This window comes from Gloeocapsopsis sp. IPPAS B-1203, assembly GCF_002749975.1.
Taxonomy (GTDB): Bacteria; Cyanobacteriota; Cyanobacteriia; order Cyanobacteriales; family Chroococcidiopsidaceae; genus Gloeocapsopsis.
In genome coordinates this window covers 145,338-161,248 of record NZ_PEIG01000014.1, presented here as the reverse complement: position 1 = coordinate 161,248, position 15,911 = coordinate 145,338, and the positions used below count along the sequence as shown (strand labels likewise).

At 43.9% G+C, this 15,911-nt stretch carries 12 protein-coding genes and 2 pseudogenes; 8 read left to right on the top strand and 6 right to left on the bottom strand.

Annotated elements, in window-relative coordinates:
• Positions 1-103 (top strand): annotated as a pseudogene (locus CSQ79_RS21590) (IS5/IS1182 family transposase); the annotation flags it as partial.
• A gap of 20 nt (positions 104-123) precedes the next feature.
• Here CSQ79_RS21590 and CSQ79_RS29030 read toward each other — a convergent pair.
• Both CSQ79_RS29030 and CSQ79_RS21585 read right to left on the bottom strand, forming a co-directional pair.
• Positions 124-228, bottom strand: a pseudogene (locus CSQ79_RS29030) (IS1 family transposase); the annotation flags it as partial.
• Positions 229-353: 125 nt separating this feature from the next.
• The gene (locus CSQ79_RS21585) at positions 354-2,240 is read right to left on the bottom strand and encodes a calcium-binding protein (protein WP_143755487.1); all 1,887 of its coding nucleotides are present in this window, start codon (positions 2,238-2,240) and stop codon (positions 354-356) included.
• Between the two features lie 557 nt (positions 2,241-2,797).
• Here CSQ79_RS21585 and CSQ79_RS28690 point away from each other — a divergent pair.
• The 6 genes from CSQ79_RS28690 to CSQ79_RS21555 all read left to right on the top strand — a co-directional run bounded on the left by CSQ79_RS28690 (position 2,798) and on the right by CSQ79_RS21555 (position 9,872).
• Positions 2,798-2,887 (top strand): Mo-dependent nitrogenase C-terminal domain-containing protein, encoded by a 90-nt coding sequence (locus CSQ79_RS28690; protein ID WP_354000921.1) that lies wholly within the window; start codon positions 2,798-2,800, stop codon positions 2,885-2,887.
• A gap of 523 nt (positions 2,888-3,410) precedes the next feature.
• Positions 3,411-4,820: an AAA-like domain-containing protein gene (locus tag CSQ79_RS21575; protein WP_099703179.1), complete on the top strand. Its 1,410-nt coding sequence runs from the start codon at positions 3,411-3,413 to the stop codon at positions 4,818-4,820.
• 82 nt (positions 4,821-4,902) lie between these two features.
• On the top strand, positions 4,903-5,349 hold the full coding sequence (locus tag CSQ79_RS21570) for a DUF4332 domain-containing protein (RefSeq protein WP_099703178.1): 447 nt from the start codon (positions 4,903-4,905) through the stop codon (positions 5,347-5,349).
• 41 nt (positions 5,350-5,390) lie between these two features.
• Positions 5,391-6,551, top strand: a complete 1,161-nt coding sequence (locus CSQ79_RS21565) for a GNAT family N-acetyltransferase (protein WP_099703177.1) — start codon at positions 5,391-5,393, stop codon at positions 6,549-6,551.
• Between the two features lie 16 nt (positions 6,552-6,567).
• The gene (locus CSQ79_RS21560) at positions 6,568-7,338 is read left to right on the top strand and encodes an SDR family oxidoreductase (protein ID WP_099703176.1); all 771 of its coding nucleotides are present in this window, start codon (positions 6,568-6,570) and stop codon (positions 7,336-7,338) included.
• 167 nt (positions 7,339-7,505) lie between these two features.
• The gene (locus CSQ79_RS21555; RefSeq protein WP_099703175.1) at positions 7,506-9,872 is read left to right on the top strand and encodes an ABC transporter permease; all 2,367 of its coding nucleotides are present in this window, start codon (positions 7,506-7,508) and stop codon (positions 9,870-9,872) included.
• Positions 9,873-9,889: 17 nt separating this feature from the next.
• On the opposite strand, the gene CSQ79_RS21550 is transcribed toward CSQ79_RS21555, so the two are convergent.
• The 3 genes from CSQ79_RS21550 to CSQ79_RS21540 are packed head-to-tail and all read right to left on the bottom strand — an operon-like array spanning position 9,890 to position 12,191.
• Positions 9,890-11,227, bottom strand: coding sequence for an efflux RND transporter periplasmic adaptor subunit (locus tag CSQ79_RS21550; protein WP_099703174.1), 1,338 nt, complete (start codon positions 11,225-11,227; stop codon positions 9,890-9,892).
• Positions 11,228-11,268: 41 nt separating this feature from the next.
• Positions 11,269-11,751 (bottom strand): adenosine-specific kinase, encoded by a 483-nt coding sequence (locus tag CSQ79_RS21545; RefSeq protein WP_099703173.1) that lies wholly within the window; start codon positions 11,749-11,751, stop codon positions 11,269-11,271.
• A gap of 17 nt (positions 11,752-11,768) precedes the next feature.
• Positions 11,769-12,191, bottom strand: a complete 423-nt coding sequence (locus CSQ79_RS21540) for a hypothetical protein (RefSeq protein ID WP_289501403.1) — start codon at positions 12,189-12,191, stop codon at positions 11,769-11,771.
• A gap of 119 nt (positions 12,192-12,310) precedes the next feature.
• Between CSQ79_RS21540 and CSQ79_RS21535 the strand changes: the two genes are divergently transcribed.
• A complete protein-coding gene (locus CSQ79_RS21535) occupies positions 12,311-13,057 on the top strand; it encodes an ABC transporter ATP-binding protein (protein WP_099703172.1) in 747 nt (248 codons plus the stop codon).
• Between the two features lie 56 nt (positions 13,058-13,113).
• Here CSQ79_RS21535 and CSQ79_RS21530 read toward each other — a convergent pair whose 3' ends face one another.
• Positions 13,114-15,876, bottom strand: a complete 2,763-nt coding sequence (locus CSQ79_RS21530; protein ID WP_099703171.1) for a cation-translocating P-type ATPase — start codon at positions 15,874-15,876, stop codon at positions 13,114-13,116.
• Positions 15,877-15,911: the final 35 nt, after the last annotated feature.

Here is a 15,911-nt window from a genome sequence, read left to right as displayed (position 1 = left end):
ACGATATCGGCGACTCAGCAAGGATTATGAGTGTTTACCGGAGACATCCGAAGCTTTCATCTACTCTACGTCTCTACGTATACTTCTGCATAGATTGGCATAATTTGCTACTTCTCAAACATCCTCTAACTTAGAGTGCTGCCAAATCCAGTTAAAATAGCTGACAACTAACCGCACTGTGTCCTGCTTGTGTTCCCATAATTTGTCAAACTTGTTCTGCCACCAATGCTACAGAATAGACCTTCCATTGCCGGATGAAGAACTTAGTTATCTTGGATTTTACCAATCCCACACTGCCTTCTGGCACCACCGAATTGTGTTCGCGCCTTAGTATCGTAATTTCACACTCCCTACTAGATATATACGAAGTAGTCAGCTAACAGATTAAGCCTAGTTGAGCTTTCGACAATGGCAATCAGCTCATCCGTCGCGCCTACACCAGCTTCCCTGTCGGTGTTCAGATAGATTCCTCTCCCAGCAACCCCAGCAATTGGAGATGAACCCAAGACGTAGTTCTCAGGTGTCCCCTTGAGGTAGATGAAGTCAGCTAAAGTGAAATCGGTAATTAATGCATAATCCCTCAACCCTTGAGTTGAGTTGTCACTGTCGTTGTAATAAGTGGTCAAGGTGTCGGCAAGGAAAAAGCGATCGTTATCCCGCCCACCCGTTAGAGTATCGATCGTGCCTACTCCCGTGCTTTCACTGAAAGGAGTTACGCCGTAGAGTTCGTTATTGCCCTCCCCACTAGTAAGAATATCATTGCCATTTCCACCAACCAAGCGGTCATTGCCATTTCCACCAACCAAGCGGTCATTGAAATTACTCCCAGTCAGGTTTAGCACCTCAATGTTGCGGAAGGTATCTGTTTCAGACACTGTGACTTTCCTTTGCATGTTAGGATCGAAAACCTCTGCCGCTGTCTTGATCGTGCTATAGTCAGTATTTAAAGTCACGGTAACGGTCTTAGTAGCATGGCTGTAATCAGCAACAAGGGTATCGTAGCCCTCCCAGCCATCGAGAGTATCGCTCCCAATACCACCATCGAGGATGTCATCACCAGCCTTACCATCGAGGATGTCATCACCAGCCCCACTATTGAAGGTATCGCTGCCCTTGCTCCCGTAGAGTTTGTCATTGAAATTACTTCCGGTCAGGTTTAACACCTCAATGTCGCGGAAGGTATCCGTTTCAACCACTGTGACTTTCTTGTCTCTGGTAGGACCAATGAAAACCTCTGTCGCCGTCTTGATCGTGCCATTTATCGTGCCGTCTTTAGTTTCAGACTCAAAAGTCAAGGTAATGGCTTTGGTGGCATGGCTGTAATCAGCAATGAGGGTATCGTTGCCCTCCCAGCCATTGAGACTATCGCTCCCGATGCCACCATTGAGGATATCGTTGCCCTCCCAGCCATGGAGGATGTCATCACCAGCTCCACCATTGAGGGTAGCGTTGCCCTCCCTACCATGGAGAAAGTCATTACCAGCCCCACCATTGAGGGTATCGTTGCCCTTGCTACCGTAAAGTTTGTCATTGAAATTACTTCCGGTCAGGTTTAACATCTCAATGTTGCGGAAGGTATCTGTTTCAGACACTATAATTTTCCTGTCTCTGGCAGCATCGAAAACCTCTGTCTCTGCGGCGATCGTGCCATTTATCGCGCCTTCTTTAGTCTCAGACTCAAAAGTCAAGGTAATGGCTTTGGTAGCATTGCTGTAATCAGCAATGAGGGTATCGTTGCCCTCCCAGCCATCGAGAGTATCGCTCCCAATACCACCACTGAGGATATCGTTGCCCTCTCCACCATGAAGGATGTCATTACCAGACCCGCCATTGAGGGTATCGTTGCCCTTGCTACCGTAGAGTTCGTCATTGAAATTACTCCCAGTTAGGTTTAGCACCTCAATGTTGCGGAAGGTATCCGTTTCAAGCACTGTGACTTTCGTGTCTCTGCCAAGACCAATGAAAACCTCTGTTTCTGCGGTGATCGTGCCATTTATTGAGCTGTCTCTAATATTAGACGCAAAAGTCAAGGTAATGGCTTTGGTGGCATGGCTGTAATCAGCAACGAGGGTATCGTTGTCCCTGCCGCCGTCGAGAGTATCGCTGCCAATGCCACCATCGAGGGTATCGTTGCCATCCCCACCATCGAGGGTATCGTTGCCATCCAAGCCGAACATTCCATCATCGTCTGTTGTGCCAATGAGATTGTCATTATCTGAAGTACCCGTAATAGTAGCCATATTTATTTCTCTCGTTTGATGTGTGAATAAACCAAAAGCCTGCTCACATGCCAATTTTTAAGTAGGAATCCCGAAAGACAGTTCCAGAGAGCAAAGAGCGCTTTCCATAGTTTTGTATAAATTTTTAATGTCTTGCTGGAATGAGCAAAGCCTACTCCAACAAGTCGATGAACTATCAAAATTGCTATATTATCTGCGGTGAAGAACTAGATGTAGGAGATGTATGGTGCTTGCTAATGTAAGATCATCCCCAAATTGGGGGTTACTTGTATCTGTCTGGTGTCTGCTGAAAAACTAAATCTATCTTCCGTTCTCAATTCCAGTTTCAACAACCAAAGTTTAGGCTCTTAAGAACAAATTTAAGGATTTCTGGTTATCAATTCCCTAAAATCAGCACGAGCAAAGGTTTCAGGCGTTGTAAGATTGAACTACTTGCAGCAGTAAATTTGCTTAAAATCGGAAAAGGCTTATTTGCGGAAGGCGACTATATTCTTTAGCAGAGATAAGTTAACTAGATACAATGCGATCGCAATCGCACTGACAATAGAGATTGCAGCGTGGAGTCACTTCATTTGATTCGCCTTCGCTTCAGATGCTTAATCTACCTGGCAGATGAATGCGATGAAGATGTATCGTTTTATTGCTAATAGCAACAGAGAGAATCTAACTCGAAACAAAACAATTCTTTCTCTGAAATAATTGACCAGGTTCAGGTCAAGTTTAACGGCGAATTAAACTAATTTATATAGGATTGTATGCAGATGGTATACTCGAAAGTAGGTATTACGCGATCGCCAAAGACAGTACAGAAAGATTGTTTGAACTAACGATCCTAAATGCGATACCTAAGTTTAGTAAAGAGCAGATGGTGTCCTTTACTGGTGGTGTCGGTACAGTCAAAAGCTATCGACCCAATCCAATTGTATAGAATTATACGATCGAGATGAAGCTTAACACAGAAGCAAACATATGTAGAGTTGGCAGTGAAACTGCAATCCTGCTTACTGAGGCAGAAATTTAGATTGCGATCAACTGATGGCATTGTTGAGAAAACTGAAAGATGAACTACAATTCAGCACCAAAGTAACTTTGATAGAAGGCAACTGCGCTGAGGGTAAATAAAAGCAAGTCTTGATCGCGTCCAACTAGAACCAAGGAGTTCCGACGCAGATGAATGGACAACAATACAGGCGGAGGAGGGGTGTAATCTTATCACCTCAGGGATTTCAGAAGCTTCAGGCAGCTAAATCTCAGGCGGAAATTTGGCAAAACTCCGGCAACCGTTATACCCTCGAAGCTCTGAACGAGCAAACAGGCTTGTCTGCAGACACCCTAATGAAGGTATTTAAATGCGAAGCTGGGGTCGATAAGCAAACTCTGAAGTGCTGCTTTAAGGCTTTTAATCTTTCTCTAGAGCCAGGCGATTATTTCCAGCCAGACTTGCAAATTGAAGAGGTAGTAAATGCTACACAATCAAATCAAAACGTAGATCCAGAATTTCCAGGCGGTCCCATGCCTGTGAATTCCGCTTTCTATGTCGAGCAACCACTGCTTAGGGCTGACTGTTACAAGACAATCATGCAACCAGGAGCACTGCTGCGGATCGAAGCCCCCAGACGGATGGGAAAAACCTCGTTGATGGCGTGGATTCTCCATCAAGCCGCCGAGCAAAGCTATCGAACCGTGCTTCTCAACTTTCAGCTAGCAGATAAAGCGATTTTCCAAAACTTAGATAAATTTTTGCAGTGGTTTTGTGCCAGCGTTGGTTTGAGCGTGCAAATGCCTAATCGTTTAGCAGACTATTGGGACGATTTGTTTGGCAGTAAAGTCAGTTGCAAAATGTACTTTGAGCGGTATCTGTTGGCTGAAACAGGACAGCCTTTAGTGCTAGGGTTAGATGACGTTGACCGACTGTTTCAATATCCCGATATAGCTGACGAGTTTTTTGGTATGTTGCGAACTTGGCATGAGGAAGCCAAGAATCAGGAGATTTGGAAAAGACTCCGGTTAGTCGTGGCGCATTCAACAAAAGTTTATATTCCGTTGAACGTGAATAAATCGCCGTTTAATGTCGGCTTGCCGATTGAGTTGCGAGCGTTCACTAGCTCTCAGGTGCAGGATTTAGCATTGCGGTATAGACTGGATTGGTCGTTGAGAGAAGCGGAGCAACTGATAGTCCAGGTAGGCGGGCATCCTTATTTGGTGCAGTTGGCTTTGTATCACATTTGGCATCACGATGTCACCTTAGAGCAGTTGTTGCAAACATCCCTTGCCTCAGCTGAAATTTATCGCGACCACTTGCAACAGAAATTGTGGCATCTACAACGGCATCCAGAGTTGGCAGCAGCTTTCGGTCGGATTCTGGCTGCACCGTCGCCAGTGGAGATAGATTTGGTGCAGGCATTTAAGTTGCAAAGTATGGGATTAATAAATTTGCAAGGCGATCGAGCAATACTCAGCTGCAAGTTATACGCTGAATATTTTCGCGCTTGTTTTAGCGGTAATTTGGAAGATCTGATGATGAAACAATGTTTAGCTTCAGCAAAAGTAGGTAGCGAGTCATGCCCATCAAATTTCTAATAGCCAATAGCTATTTAATGACCAGTTACCAGCCCTTCGTTATATTCATGTTTACCCACGTACTTAATCTTACTTCTAAAATATGCAAAAAGTAAATCGCTCTACTCAGACTAAAATTCTTTCAAAGAATTGGCAAATCAGTGAATTACCAGGATTAAACTCCCAAGAACAAGCACAACTTACACAGTTGGGCGTCTCTAAAACACTGCAACTACTACAACAATGCCGAACTTCTGCTCAACGACAAGCTTTAGCAACACAGTTGCGAGTGAGAACTGAAACTGTCAACAAATGGGTGGCTTTAGCAGATTTAGCGCGGATTCCCAGTGTTGGCTGTCAACATTGCGGCGTACTACTACATGTAGGAATTATATCTGTTGGACAACTTGCGCAAACTCCACTGCATCGGTTACATCAACAGATTTTGCGATTGCAAGTCGCTACAACTCAACGTCGCGATTTGTGTCCTTCTCGAAGTGAAATGCAAGTATGGATTAATCAAGCGCGATCGCTTGCCTCATATTTGTAATACATATATATTTATATTTGTAGTACAACGAGTACATTGTCATGACGTCTCAGTTTGAATATGACATCATCTCTAATGCTGAAGACGAGCAACGACTAGGAAAAATCTTACAGCAGTGCTTCAACTCTCCACCCGACAGCATCAAGACTTACTTTCAACGTATTGGTAGAGAAAACTTCCGCAGCATCAGCAATTCAAATCAAATGATCGGTGGTTTAGCCATTCTTCCGCAAGGACAATGGTTTGGGGGTGAGTGTGTCCCCATGGGAGGAATTGCAGCAGTCGGTATAGCCCCAGAATATCGCGGTTCTGGTGCAGCACTAGAACTCATGCAACAAACGATTCGAGAACTTTACAAGCAGGGTATACCACTTTCTACTTTGTATGCAGCGACACAACAATTGTATCGCCAAGCCGGATACGAACAAGGAGGAAGCCTTTGCACTTGGGAAATGCCCACGCAAAGTATCATGATGCGCAATCGCACACTACCAATGCAAGCTGTAAATCTCGATTGTCATGAATTCTATAATCTGCATCAGCAACAAGCAAAATCAACAAATGGATATTTGCAACGCCATCAGTCGATTTGGCAAGAGAAAACAGAATCATCTACTTATGCTTATTTGATTGGTGCAGATCAACCTGAAGGGTATTTAATGTTTCAACAACAGGAAATCAATAATAGCAGTTGTCTTACAATCCGCGATCTTGTCTTGCTTACTACAGGCGCAGTGCAGCGTTTCTGGACATTTATTAGCGATCACCGCTCGCAAGTTGAGAAAGTACGATGGAGGGCTTCTCCTAATAATTTTTTAACGCTATTTTTGCCGGAACAAACTGCTAAAGTAGCAAGCCTAGAGCATTGGATGGTGCGAATTGTAGATGTTATGAAAGCTTTAGAGAAACGCGGTTATCCACAAGGATTAGTAACCGAATTACATTTGGAAGTTCGCGATGACTTGATTGTAGAAAACAACGACAAATTCATTTTAAAAGTAGCACAAGGACGCAGTGAAGTAGTACGAGGAGGAAAAGGAGAATTAAAGCTCGATGTCAGAGGATTATCTCCCCTATACACAGGATTATTTACACCACAGCAATTGCAACTTGTAGGATGGTTAGAAGCTACAGAAACAGCTTTATCAATAGCAACACAGATTTTTGTTAGTTCTTCACCTTGGATGTCAGACTTCTTTTGATTAAACATAAGATGACATGATTGACTATGGGTTATCTAATAAGGTGGCTTTAGTGACGGGAGTGAGTCGCATTCAAGGTATTGGGTTCGCGATCGCGCGTGCTTTAGCTGAAGCTGGGGCGAATGTTTTTACAACTTATTATCGTCCTTACGATGCTTTGATGCCTTGGGGAAGTCGCGATCGAGAAGCAGAAGAAATTGTTACCATGCTGCAATCTTATCAAGTAAAAGCTGCTGGATTGGAAGCGAATCTTGCTGAATCAGAGATACCAAAACAATTATTTGAACAAGTAGAAAATTTACTGGGTTCGGTGGATATTTTAGTGAACAATGCAGCATACGATGAACAAGTTGATATCTACTCGCTATCTGCTGATTTACTTGATACACACTATGCAGTGAATGTACGGGGAACTACACTGTTATGTCAAGAATTTGCGCAGCGTCACGATGGACGCGATGGCGGTAGAATTATCAATCTAACTTCTGGTCAAATAGCACCAATGCCAAAGAATCTCCCTTATGCAATTACTAAAGGAGCCATTGAGGCACTAACAATCAGTTTAAGTGCTAGTTTGGCAGAGAAAGGTATTACAGTTAATGCAGTCGATCCTGGCGCGACAGATACGGGTTGGATGAGTGCAGAATTTCGCGATCAACTGGCAATGCGATCGCCTTTTGGTCGTGTTGGTACTCCAGCAGATGCAGCACATATTATTTTATTTCTAGCTTCGGCACAAGCACAATGGATTACTGGGCAAATTATTCGTTCAAGAGGTGGATTGTAGTAATATTTCTGCGACAATAACTTGAATTTCTTTAACATATATAACTTGTTGTATTTTCTATCATCAAACCTTGCAAAGATGTAAGAAGTACTGCATAGCTTATACCTTTTTTCTGTTCCTCTACGAGTGAGTAGCCTTTAACCGAACGTGATATTAGGTAGACATCCATGTCACCTCTCAATCAAAAACTCTGGCGAGATCTCTTGCATTGGCGAGGACAAGCGATCGCGATCGCATTAGTTGTTGCTTGTGGTATTGCTAGCTTTGTTTCGATGTTAAGTGCGTATGATTCACTGCAACTATCGCAAGCGACATATTATGAGCAATATCGCTTTGCAGATATATTCGTACAACTGAAGCGTGCGCCAGAGTCACTTGTTAATCAAATTGCTGCTATTTCAGGGGTAGCACAAGTACAAACACGAGTCGTGATGGATGTCACACTCGATATTCCACAGCGCGATGAACCAGCGATTGGACGGTTGGTATCAATTCCTGAACAGCCGAGTGTCATGCTTAACGATCTTTATTTGCGTCAAGGGCGATACATTCAAGCAGGGCGTAACAATGAAGTATTAGTTAGTGAAGCCTTTGTTAATGCAAATCAACTGCAATTAGGAGATATGCTAGGAGCCATTATCAATGGACGTTGGCAATCGTTGCAGATTGTTGGTATTGCGCTTTCGCCTGAATATATTTATGAAATTCGTGGTGCAGGAAATTTGTTTCCAGACAACGAGCGATTTGGCGTGTTATGGATAGGACGCGAGGCGTTAGCTACTGCATTTAATATGGATGGTGCATTTAATGATGTTACTCTGTCGCTGATGCCCCAAGCAAGTCAAGCCGAGATAATTTCTCAACTCGATCACTTGCTAGCACCTTATGGTGGTTTAGGGGCTTATGGAAGAGAAGATCAAATTTCGCATCGAGTTTTAGCCGATGAAATTACTCAACTGCAGGGAACAGCTACGGTAGTACCGATTGTCTTTTTAGGAATTGCAGCATTTCTGTTGCATATCTCACTATCACGATTAGTGAGTACCCAGCGCGAACAAATTGCGGTACTCAAGGCGTTTGGATATAGCAACAGCACAATTGGAATTCATTACTTCAAGTTTGTGCTGGCGATCGTACTGCTGGGAGCTATTTTCGGCACAGGAATTGGGGTATGGTTTGGAAATGCTGTGACACGCACTTATGCTCAGTTTTATGCTTTTCCTGTACTACGCTACGAAGCAAGAATTGAATTGATTGTTGGCGCAATTGTCATTAGTGGAGGGGCTGCACTCTTTGGAGCATTTATTGCTGTGCAACGTGCTGTATTGCTACCACCCGCCGAGGCGATGCGCCTAGAACCGCCTGCAGTGTTTCGCCTGACGTTCATCGAACGCATGGGATTGCATACTTGGCTTTCTCCTGTAGGACGCATGATTGCGCGGAATATTGAGCGTAAACCGGTGCAAGCTTTGTTTGCAGCTTTAGGTATTGCACTGGCTTTAGCAATGTTAGTGGTGGGACGTTACTTGATTGATGCTGTTGAGTACATGATTGATATTCAATTTCGGCAGGTGCAGCGTGAGGATGTCACAATTGTATTTAATCATCCACGTCCTGCTCGCGTCCGTTACGAAGTCAATCGTTTACCTGGTGTTTTGTATTCCGAACCGTTTCGCAGTGTAGCAGCCCGCTTACGCTTTGAGCATCGATCGCGCCCTATTGGAATCACAGGGTTAGAACCAACAGGAAAATTACGTCGCTTAATTGATCGACAACTCAATACAGTTAATTTACCACCTCATGGTATCGTTTTAACTAAAGTTTTAGCAGATATCTTACACATTGGTTCAGGAGATCTACTCACAGTTGAAGTTTTAGAAGAAGAACGCCCGATCCGCACAGTTCCAGTAGTCGGGTTTGTTGATGAGATGATTGGTGTTGCTGCTTACATGGATATTCATGCGTTAAATCGATTGATGCAAGAAGGTGGAACAATTTCTGGCGCATTCTTGGCGATTGATACAAACCAAACTGAGCAACTTTACGCACTATTAAAACGAACACCCGCTGTTACAGGAATTTCAATTCGTCAAGCCGCGATCGCTCAGTTTCAAGAAACAATTGCTGGCGGTAGAGCCATTTTTACCACTGTTCTAGTCATTTTCGCGTGTATTATTGCTTTTGGAGTTGTCTACAATTCGGCAAGAATTGCCTTATCAGAACGCAGCCGCGAATTAGCAACGTTACGAATTATGGGATTTTCTCGCGTCCAAGTCACAGTAATTCTCTTAGGCGAACAAGCTGCGATTATTTTGTTTGCGATTCCGTGGGGATTTGTTTTAGGATATGGTTTCTCAGCATTTCTGTCTGCAGCTTTTGAGTCAGAACTGTACCGAATTCCCTTAATTGTCACTAAAACAAGCTATGCTTTTGCCTTGGGAGTCATTGCGATCGCTGCGATCGTTTCAGGAGTAATCATTCGCCGTCAGGTGAACCGACTTGATTTAGTTGCGGTGCTCAAAACCCGCGAGTAGTTGGATAGCACAAGAACTCAATCATTTATAGTGACAGAGCGATTATCCTCAATTTGTTCTGTGGGGTGCAAGATTAATAGTTCATCAGCAGTTAAGCCTTGCTGAATTTCTACGGTAGTATCACTGCGTTGCCCAACTGTAACTGGACGTCGTTCGGCTTTACCATTATTAACGACAAAGACACACCAAGCTTGATTGCAACGAAACAATGCACTCAACGGTGCTTGTAATACATTGCGTTTTTCCCAAACTACAATTTGCACATCGACTCGATAACCATCGCCGAGTACTTTTGGTGCGTCAAGACTACCTATGACATTCACGCGCTGTTCTTCTACGCCCAAAGCAGATGTTTTTGTAAAAGCAGAAGGTTCAACGCGCCGTACTCGACCTTCTAGTTGTGTTGTCCCAGAGGTAACTTGCATCGCATTTCCGACAGCAACTCGTTCTGCATCACTAGAAAGAACATCTACCACAAGTTCAAGTTTTGTTGGATCGCCTAGTTCCAGAAGTGGAGTTCCGTCGTTAACAACTTGGGCGCTACGTTGCAAAACTCGCAACACTTGACCGCGTACTGGCGATCGCATCTCAGTACGCTGAGCTTCATCTTGCAATCGTGCTAGTTCCGCCTCGACACTAGCAATGCGAGCATTGTAAACTTCTAAAAGATAATCAGGATCGCTTTGCTCGGCTTGTAGTAAGGCAAGAGCTTTTTGGGCAACAGCTACTTCAGATCGCGCTGCTTGTGCGGCTTGGAGTGCGGCATTGTGTTCTTCTTGTTTTGTTTGTTCGTTTAATTCGGCTTGTTCTCGCGCTTGACGTGAGATGACACCTGTAGAGGCAAAGTATTGTGCCCGTTGGCGATCGCGCTGGGCTTGCTCTAAAGTAGCTTGTGCTTGAGCAACTCGTGCTTCAATTTGTCGCTGATTTGCCTGAGTTGTTGCAATGCGACTGCGTGCTTGTGCTAAAGCTGCGGTTTTGGGGCGTTGGGTTTCAACTCCTGCACGTTGTGCCCGCCATTCTGCTAAACGCCCTAAAGCTTCTTGAACAGCAGTTGTATGTGGCAAGGAATCAATCCGCGCTACAACATCACCTACATCCACAACATCACCCTCATTTAAAGTAATCCGATCTAGGTGTCCATTGACTTCTGCTGCAAGGATGTAGCGATCGCGAACTCGTGTCATTCCCTCTGCATTAACTGTGACTTGCAACTTGCCTTGTTCAACGCGCCCTACCTCAACTGCAACAGGAGTGGGACGTAGTAATAAGACAATGGCGATCGCTGTTGCTAGCGCAATACCGAGATAGATCAATAACTTTGAGGATCGTTTAGATAATGGCAGTGATATCATCTACAACTACCTCAAATCTCTTTGTGCCTCATTATTTACAACTAAAGCTTGTAGCCTACTTGACGTAAAAATTGATGGCGTACTTTCACATCTTCATCAGTTTCAATAGCCTGCGGTGCCGAACCATCCACAATACCTAAAATTCCTCTTCCTTGATCTGTTTCAGCCACAATTGCTTCAACAGGATTCCCAGTAGCACAGTAGATATTACAGACTTCTGGACATTGCTTAATTGCGTTCAAAACACTAATTGGATAGGCATTTTGCATCACAATAATAAAACTATGTCCAGCCGCGATCGCTTTGGCATTATTGACCGCAGCAGTTTTTAGTGCTTGTTCGTTACCAGCAGCACGAATCAAACATGGTCCGGATGCCTCACAAAACGCAATACCAAATTTGATCTGAGATGAACTTTCAGTCATGATTTCATAAAGATCTTCAACTGTTTTAATGAAGTGTGATTGTCCTAAGATGACATTACTTCCTTCAGGAATTTGAACAGGAATTGATTGCAGTTGCATTTTTACCTCATTAGCTACTAAGCCAGTTTTTTATGGTAGTTGTATGCTCTTAGCCATTGCAATGAGACTATATTAAGTAACAAACCAATAAAAAATAAAACAATCATTAATGCGATTTGATACCAAGCAATTGGTGTAACTTCTAAGTCAAGTACAACGTGTAAAAAGTTCAGAACGGTATAAAAAATTGTCAAACTTAAATGAATAACTCGATAACGTTTAGAGTCATTGAATGCCATGACTATAATTGCAAACATGGGTAAAACAAAAAAGCCGAGCATTCCCCAGAGAATATAAGCAATATTCAGATTATTGTGGATATCTGCGATCGCAATATCTTGACCGTGAAACAGTGGCATCAAACCAAGTTGAGTATGAAAGAGTGTACCTAGTAAAAAAACAGTCCAAAGTGCAATGATTTTTTCCTGGTAGCTGATCACAACAGTCGCCTCTACATTTCATTTGCTGAGTTCCACTTTAGGAAGGAAACTTGAGAATCTTGTGAAGATCAGGTGCGATCGCCTAAACTTGAAGCATCACCATAGAATTACCTCTGACCATGAACAATCAACACGGTCAGTTACCTACCTCTGCTGTCTCCAACAATGTTGGGTTTCATTTGCAAGACATCACAAAGGTGTACCGCATGGGTGAAGTGGAGGTCTATGCGTTACAGTCCGTTGATCTTGATTTGTACGAAGGTGAATTTGTTGTTGTCTTAGGACCTTCGGGTAGCGGTAAATCCACATTATTAAATATCTTAGGTGGATTAGATGTTCCTTCAAGCGGGCAAATTGTTTTTCATCATCGCAATTTGACTAACGCTAGCGATGCAGAACTCACCCGCTTTCGCCGAGACTGCGTTGGTTTTATTTTTCAGTTCTACAATTTGATTCCTAGCCTCACAGCGCGAGAAAATGTGGCACTAGTGACAGACATGGCACGTCGTCCAATGCAACCAGAAGAAGCACTCTTCCGAGTTGGATTGAGCGATCGCATCCATCATTTTCCCTCGCAAATGTCTGGTGGCGAACAACAGCGAGTGGCGATCGCAAGAGCTATTGCGAAACGTCCAGAGGTATTATTATGTGATGAACCAACAGGAGCGCTTGACTTTCAAACTGGCAAACTGGTACTAGAAGTCTTAGAACAAGCTAACCGTGAATTAGGCACAATGACAATTGTGATTACCCACAATGCGGGAATTTCGAGAATGGCCGATCGCGCGATCGCAATGCGTAGTGGTCAAATTCTGAATATTCGTCGTAACGAACGCAAAGTTGCGCCGGCTGAATTGGAATGGTAAAGGGCAGACAAGATGCCTACCCTATTTATTATTTAATTTTGTTGACCTTGGTGCTGCTATCTTTTTCTTGAAGAAGGCTTTTCGATTGGATCGATGCGATTAGCAATAATTGCAGTGGGAATCATTGGTAAACCAACAAGCAGACAAATCAGCCATTGATTCCAGTTGAGTGGTGCTGTAGAGAATAATGTATTCATGAAACCCACTTGACTGAAAATAATTTGGAGAATGACTGCACCAACAATTCCAATTAAAATAGCACGAGCATCGCTAAATGATTCTCTGCGGCGTCCAATAAGTCGAGTTGCGATCGCAGTTCCCAGTTGACTCAAACTCAGCAGATAAAAGATCCTACCAGAAACCAGCGCTTGAATCGCCATTGTCCGAGCTAAATCAACATTTCCAGTATCGCGGAGTACCCATTCAAACATCCCAAAAATCAGAATCCAGTTGAATACAGAAATTAGGATGATGCGATACAGTAGTCTGCGAGAAAGCAGCGGTTCGTTTGGATTACGCGGTTCCTGCTGCATAACAATTTCTGATTTGGGTTCAAAAGCGAGGGGTACAGTCATCGCAATTGAATTCACCATGTTTAACCACAGAACTTGTAACGAGAGAATCGGCAGAACTCGCGCTAGCAACACGCTAATTAAAATCGTCATTGATTCACCACCATTGACAGGGAGAATAAACGCGATCGCTTTCAACAAGTTGCGATAAACTGTGCGTCCTTCTTCAACTGCGGCTTCAATCGAGGCGAAGTTATCATCTGTTAAAATCATGTCGGCGGCTTCTTTAGCCACTTCGGTTCCTGCACCGCCCATTGCCGTGCCAATATCAGCTTGCTTTAAAGCAGGGGCATCGTTCACACCATCGCCAGTCATGGCGACAATTTCACCTTTAGATTGTAAGGCTTCTACTAAACGAAGTTTTTGTTCTGGAGCAACGCGGGCAAACACGGCACCATTTTCTACCGCATTAGCCAATTCGCGATCGTCCATCTGTGCAAGTTGTTTTCCGGTATAGGCAATCACTTCTTCATGGTGATTAAAGCCCATACGTTGTGCGATCGCTCGTGCCGTGACAGCATGATCTCCGGTGATCATTTTGACTTGAATCCCTGCTTCCTGACACGTTTTTACTGCCCTAATTGCCTCTTGACGTGGCGGATCGATCATTCCCTGCAATCCCAGGAAGATTAAGCCTGTGGCAATATCGTCGTGATCGAGTGACTGCTGTGCTGATATTTTTTGAGCAAAAGCTAACACTCGCAATCCTTCGTTCGCCATTGCATCAACTTGCTGCTGAATGATCTCTGCATCTACTGGTTGCAGTTCCCCTTGGGCATCCAACATCTGTTCGCAACGCTGTAGCAATGCTTCTACTGAACCCTTGACATAAATTATCCGTTGTCCACGCCCCTTCTCATGCAACGTTGCCATATACTGAAATTCAGACTCGAAAGGAATCACATCCACTCTGGGCATTGCTTCTGCGTGAGAGTCATTCAGCCCTGCTTTATTAGCAGCAATAATCAAAGCTCCTTCAGTGGGATCGCCAATTACAGTGTTTTGTCCATCTTTGACTTCTATGCGCGAGTCATTACACAGTAAGCCTGCGGTTAAACACTCATATAAAGCTATATTTGAATTAAGATCTGCAATCTGGTGTGCATCAACACCATCAGGTATATCTGCAGCAACGACAATTTGCCCTTCTGGATTATACCCACTACCTGTGACTTGATAGTGTTGTCCTCCGGCATAAATTGCTTGCACCGTCATTTGGTTTTCGGTGAGTGTTCCTGTTTTATCAGAACAAATAACAGTAGCACCGCCAAGAGTTTCCACTGCAGGTAGTTTGCGAATAATCGCATGACGACGTGCCATGCGCGATACACCAATTGCGAGTGTGATTGTGACAACAGCAGGTAAGCCTTCAGGAATAGCACTCACAGCCAAAGCAACAGCAGCTTCAAACATATCGATTAAGGAGTTTCCGTAACCAATACCTACAGCCACGGTTAAAGCCGCAACACCCAAGATAATGTACAACAGCGTTTTGCTGAAGCGATCAAACTTGCGTGTTAAAGGTGTTGTTAAGTTTGTTCCGCGATCCATTAACTGCGAAATGCGTCCGGTTTCTGTATCTTGCCCGATCGCAATCACAATACCGCTACCAGTCCCAAACGTCACAAAGCTACCTGCATACGCCATATTAGTGCGTTCGGCTAAGGGGGCATCAGTTTCTACTTGTCTTGTATTTTTTTCGACCGCAACCGATTCTCCCGTTAAGGCTGATTCATTGACTTGCAAGTTGCGGATATCGAATAATCGTAGATCTGCGGGAACTTTATCTCCAGAAGCTAGCAATACAATATCGCCAGGAACAATCTCTGTGGAAGACACCCTGACTTTTTGCCCGTCGCGCAATACTGTCGCTTCCGTTTTTACTGCGGAAGCCAGCGCTGCGATCGCACTTTCAGCTTTCGATTCTTGTACATAGCCAATAATTGCATTGATGACAGTGACACCCCAAATCACCCAAGCATTTGTCCACGATCCCAGTAATGCCTTAATTGCACCAGCAACTAATAAGATATACAGCAGTGGTTGATTAAATTGCAACAAAAATCGTATTATTGGGCTTTTCCCTGGTTTACCTTTTAACTCATTTGAACCATATTTCTGCTGTCTTTGCGACACTTCAGCAGCGGATAAACCAGTTTTAGGATCGCTATCTAAACTTTGAGCAACTTCCTGTGGTGATAGATTATGCCAATGATGTTCCAGCAGTTTTTCTTCTGTTGCCGTCATGTGATTTGCCCCCCGACACTGTTTCTGGCAGTTAG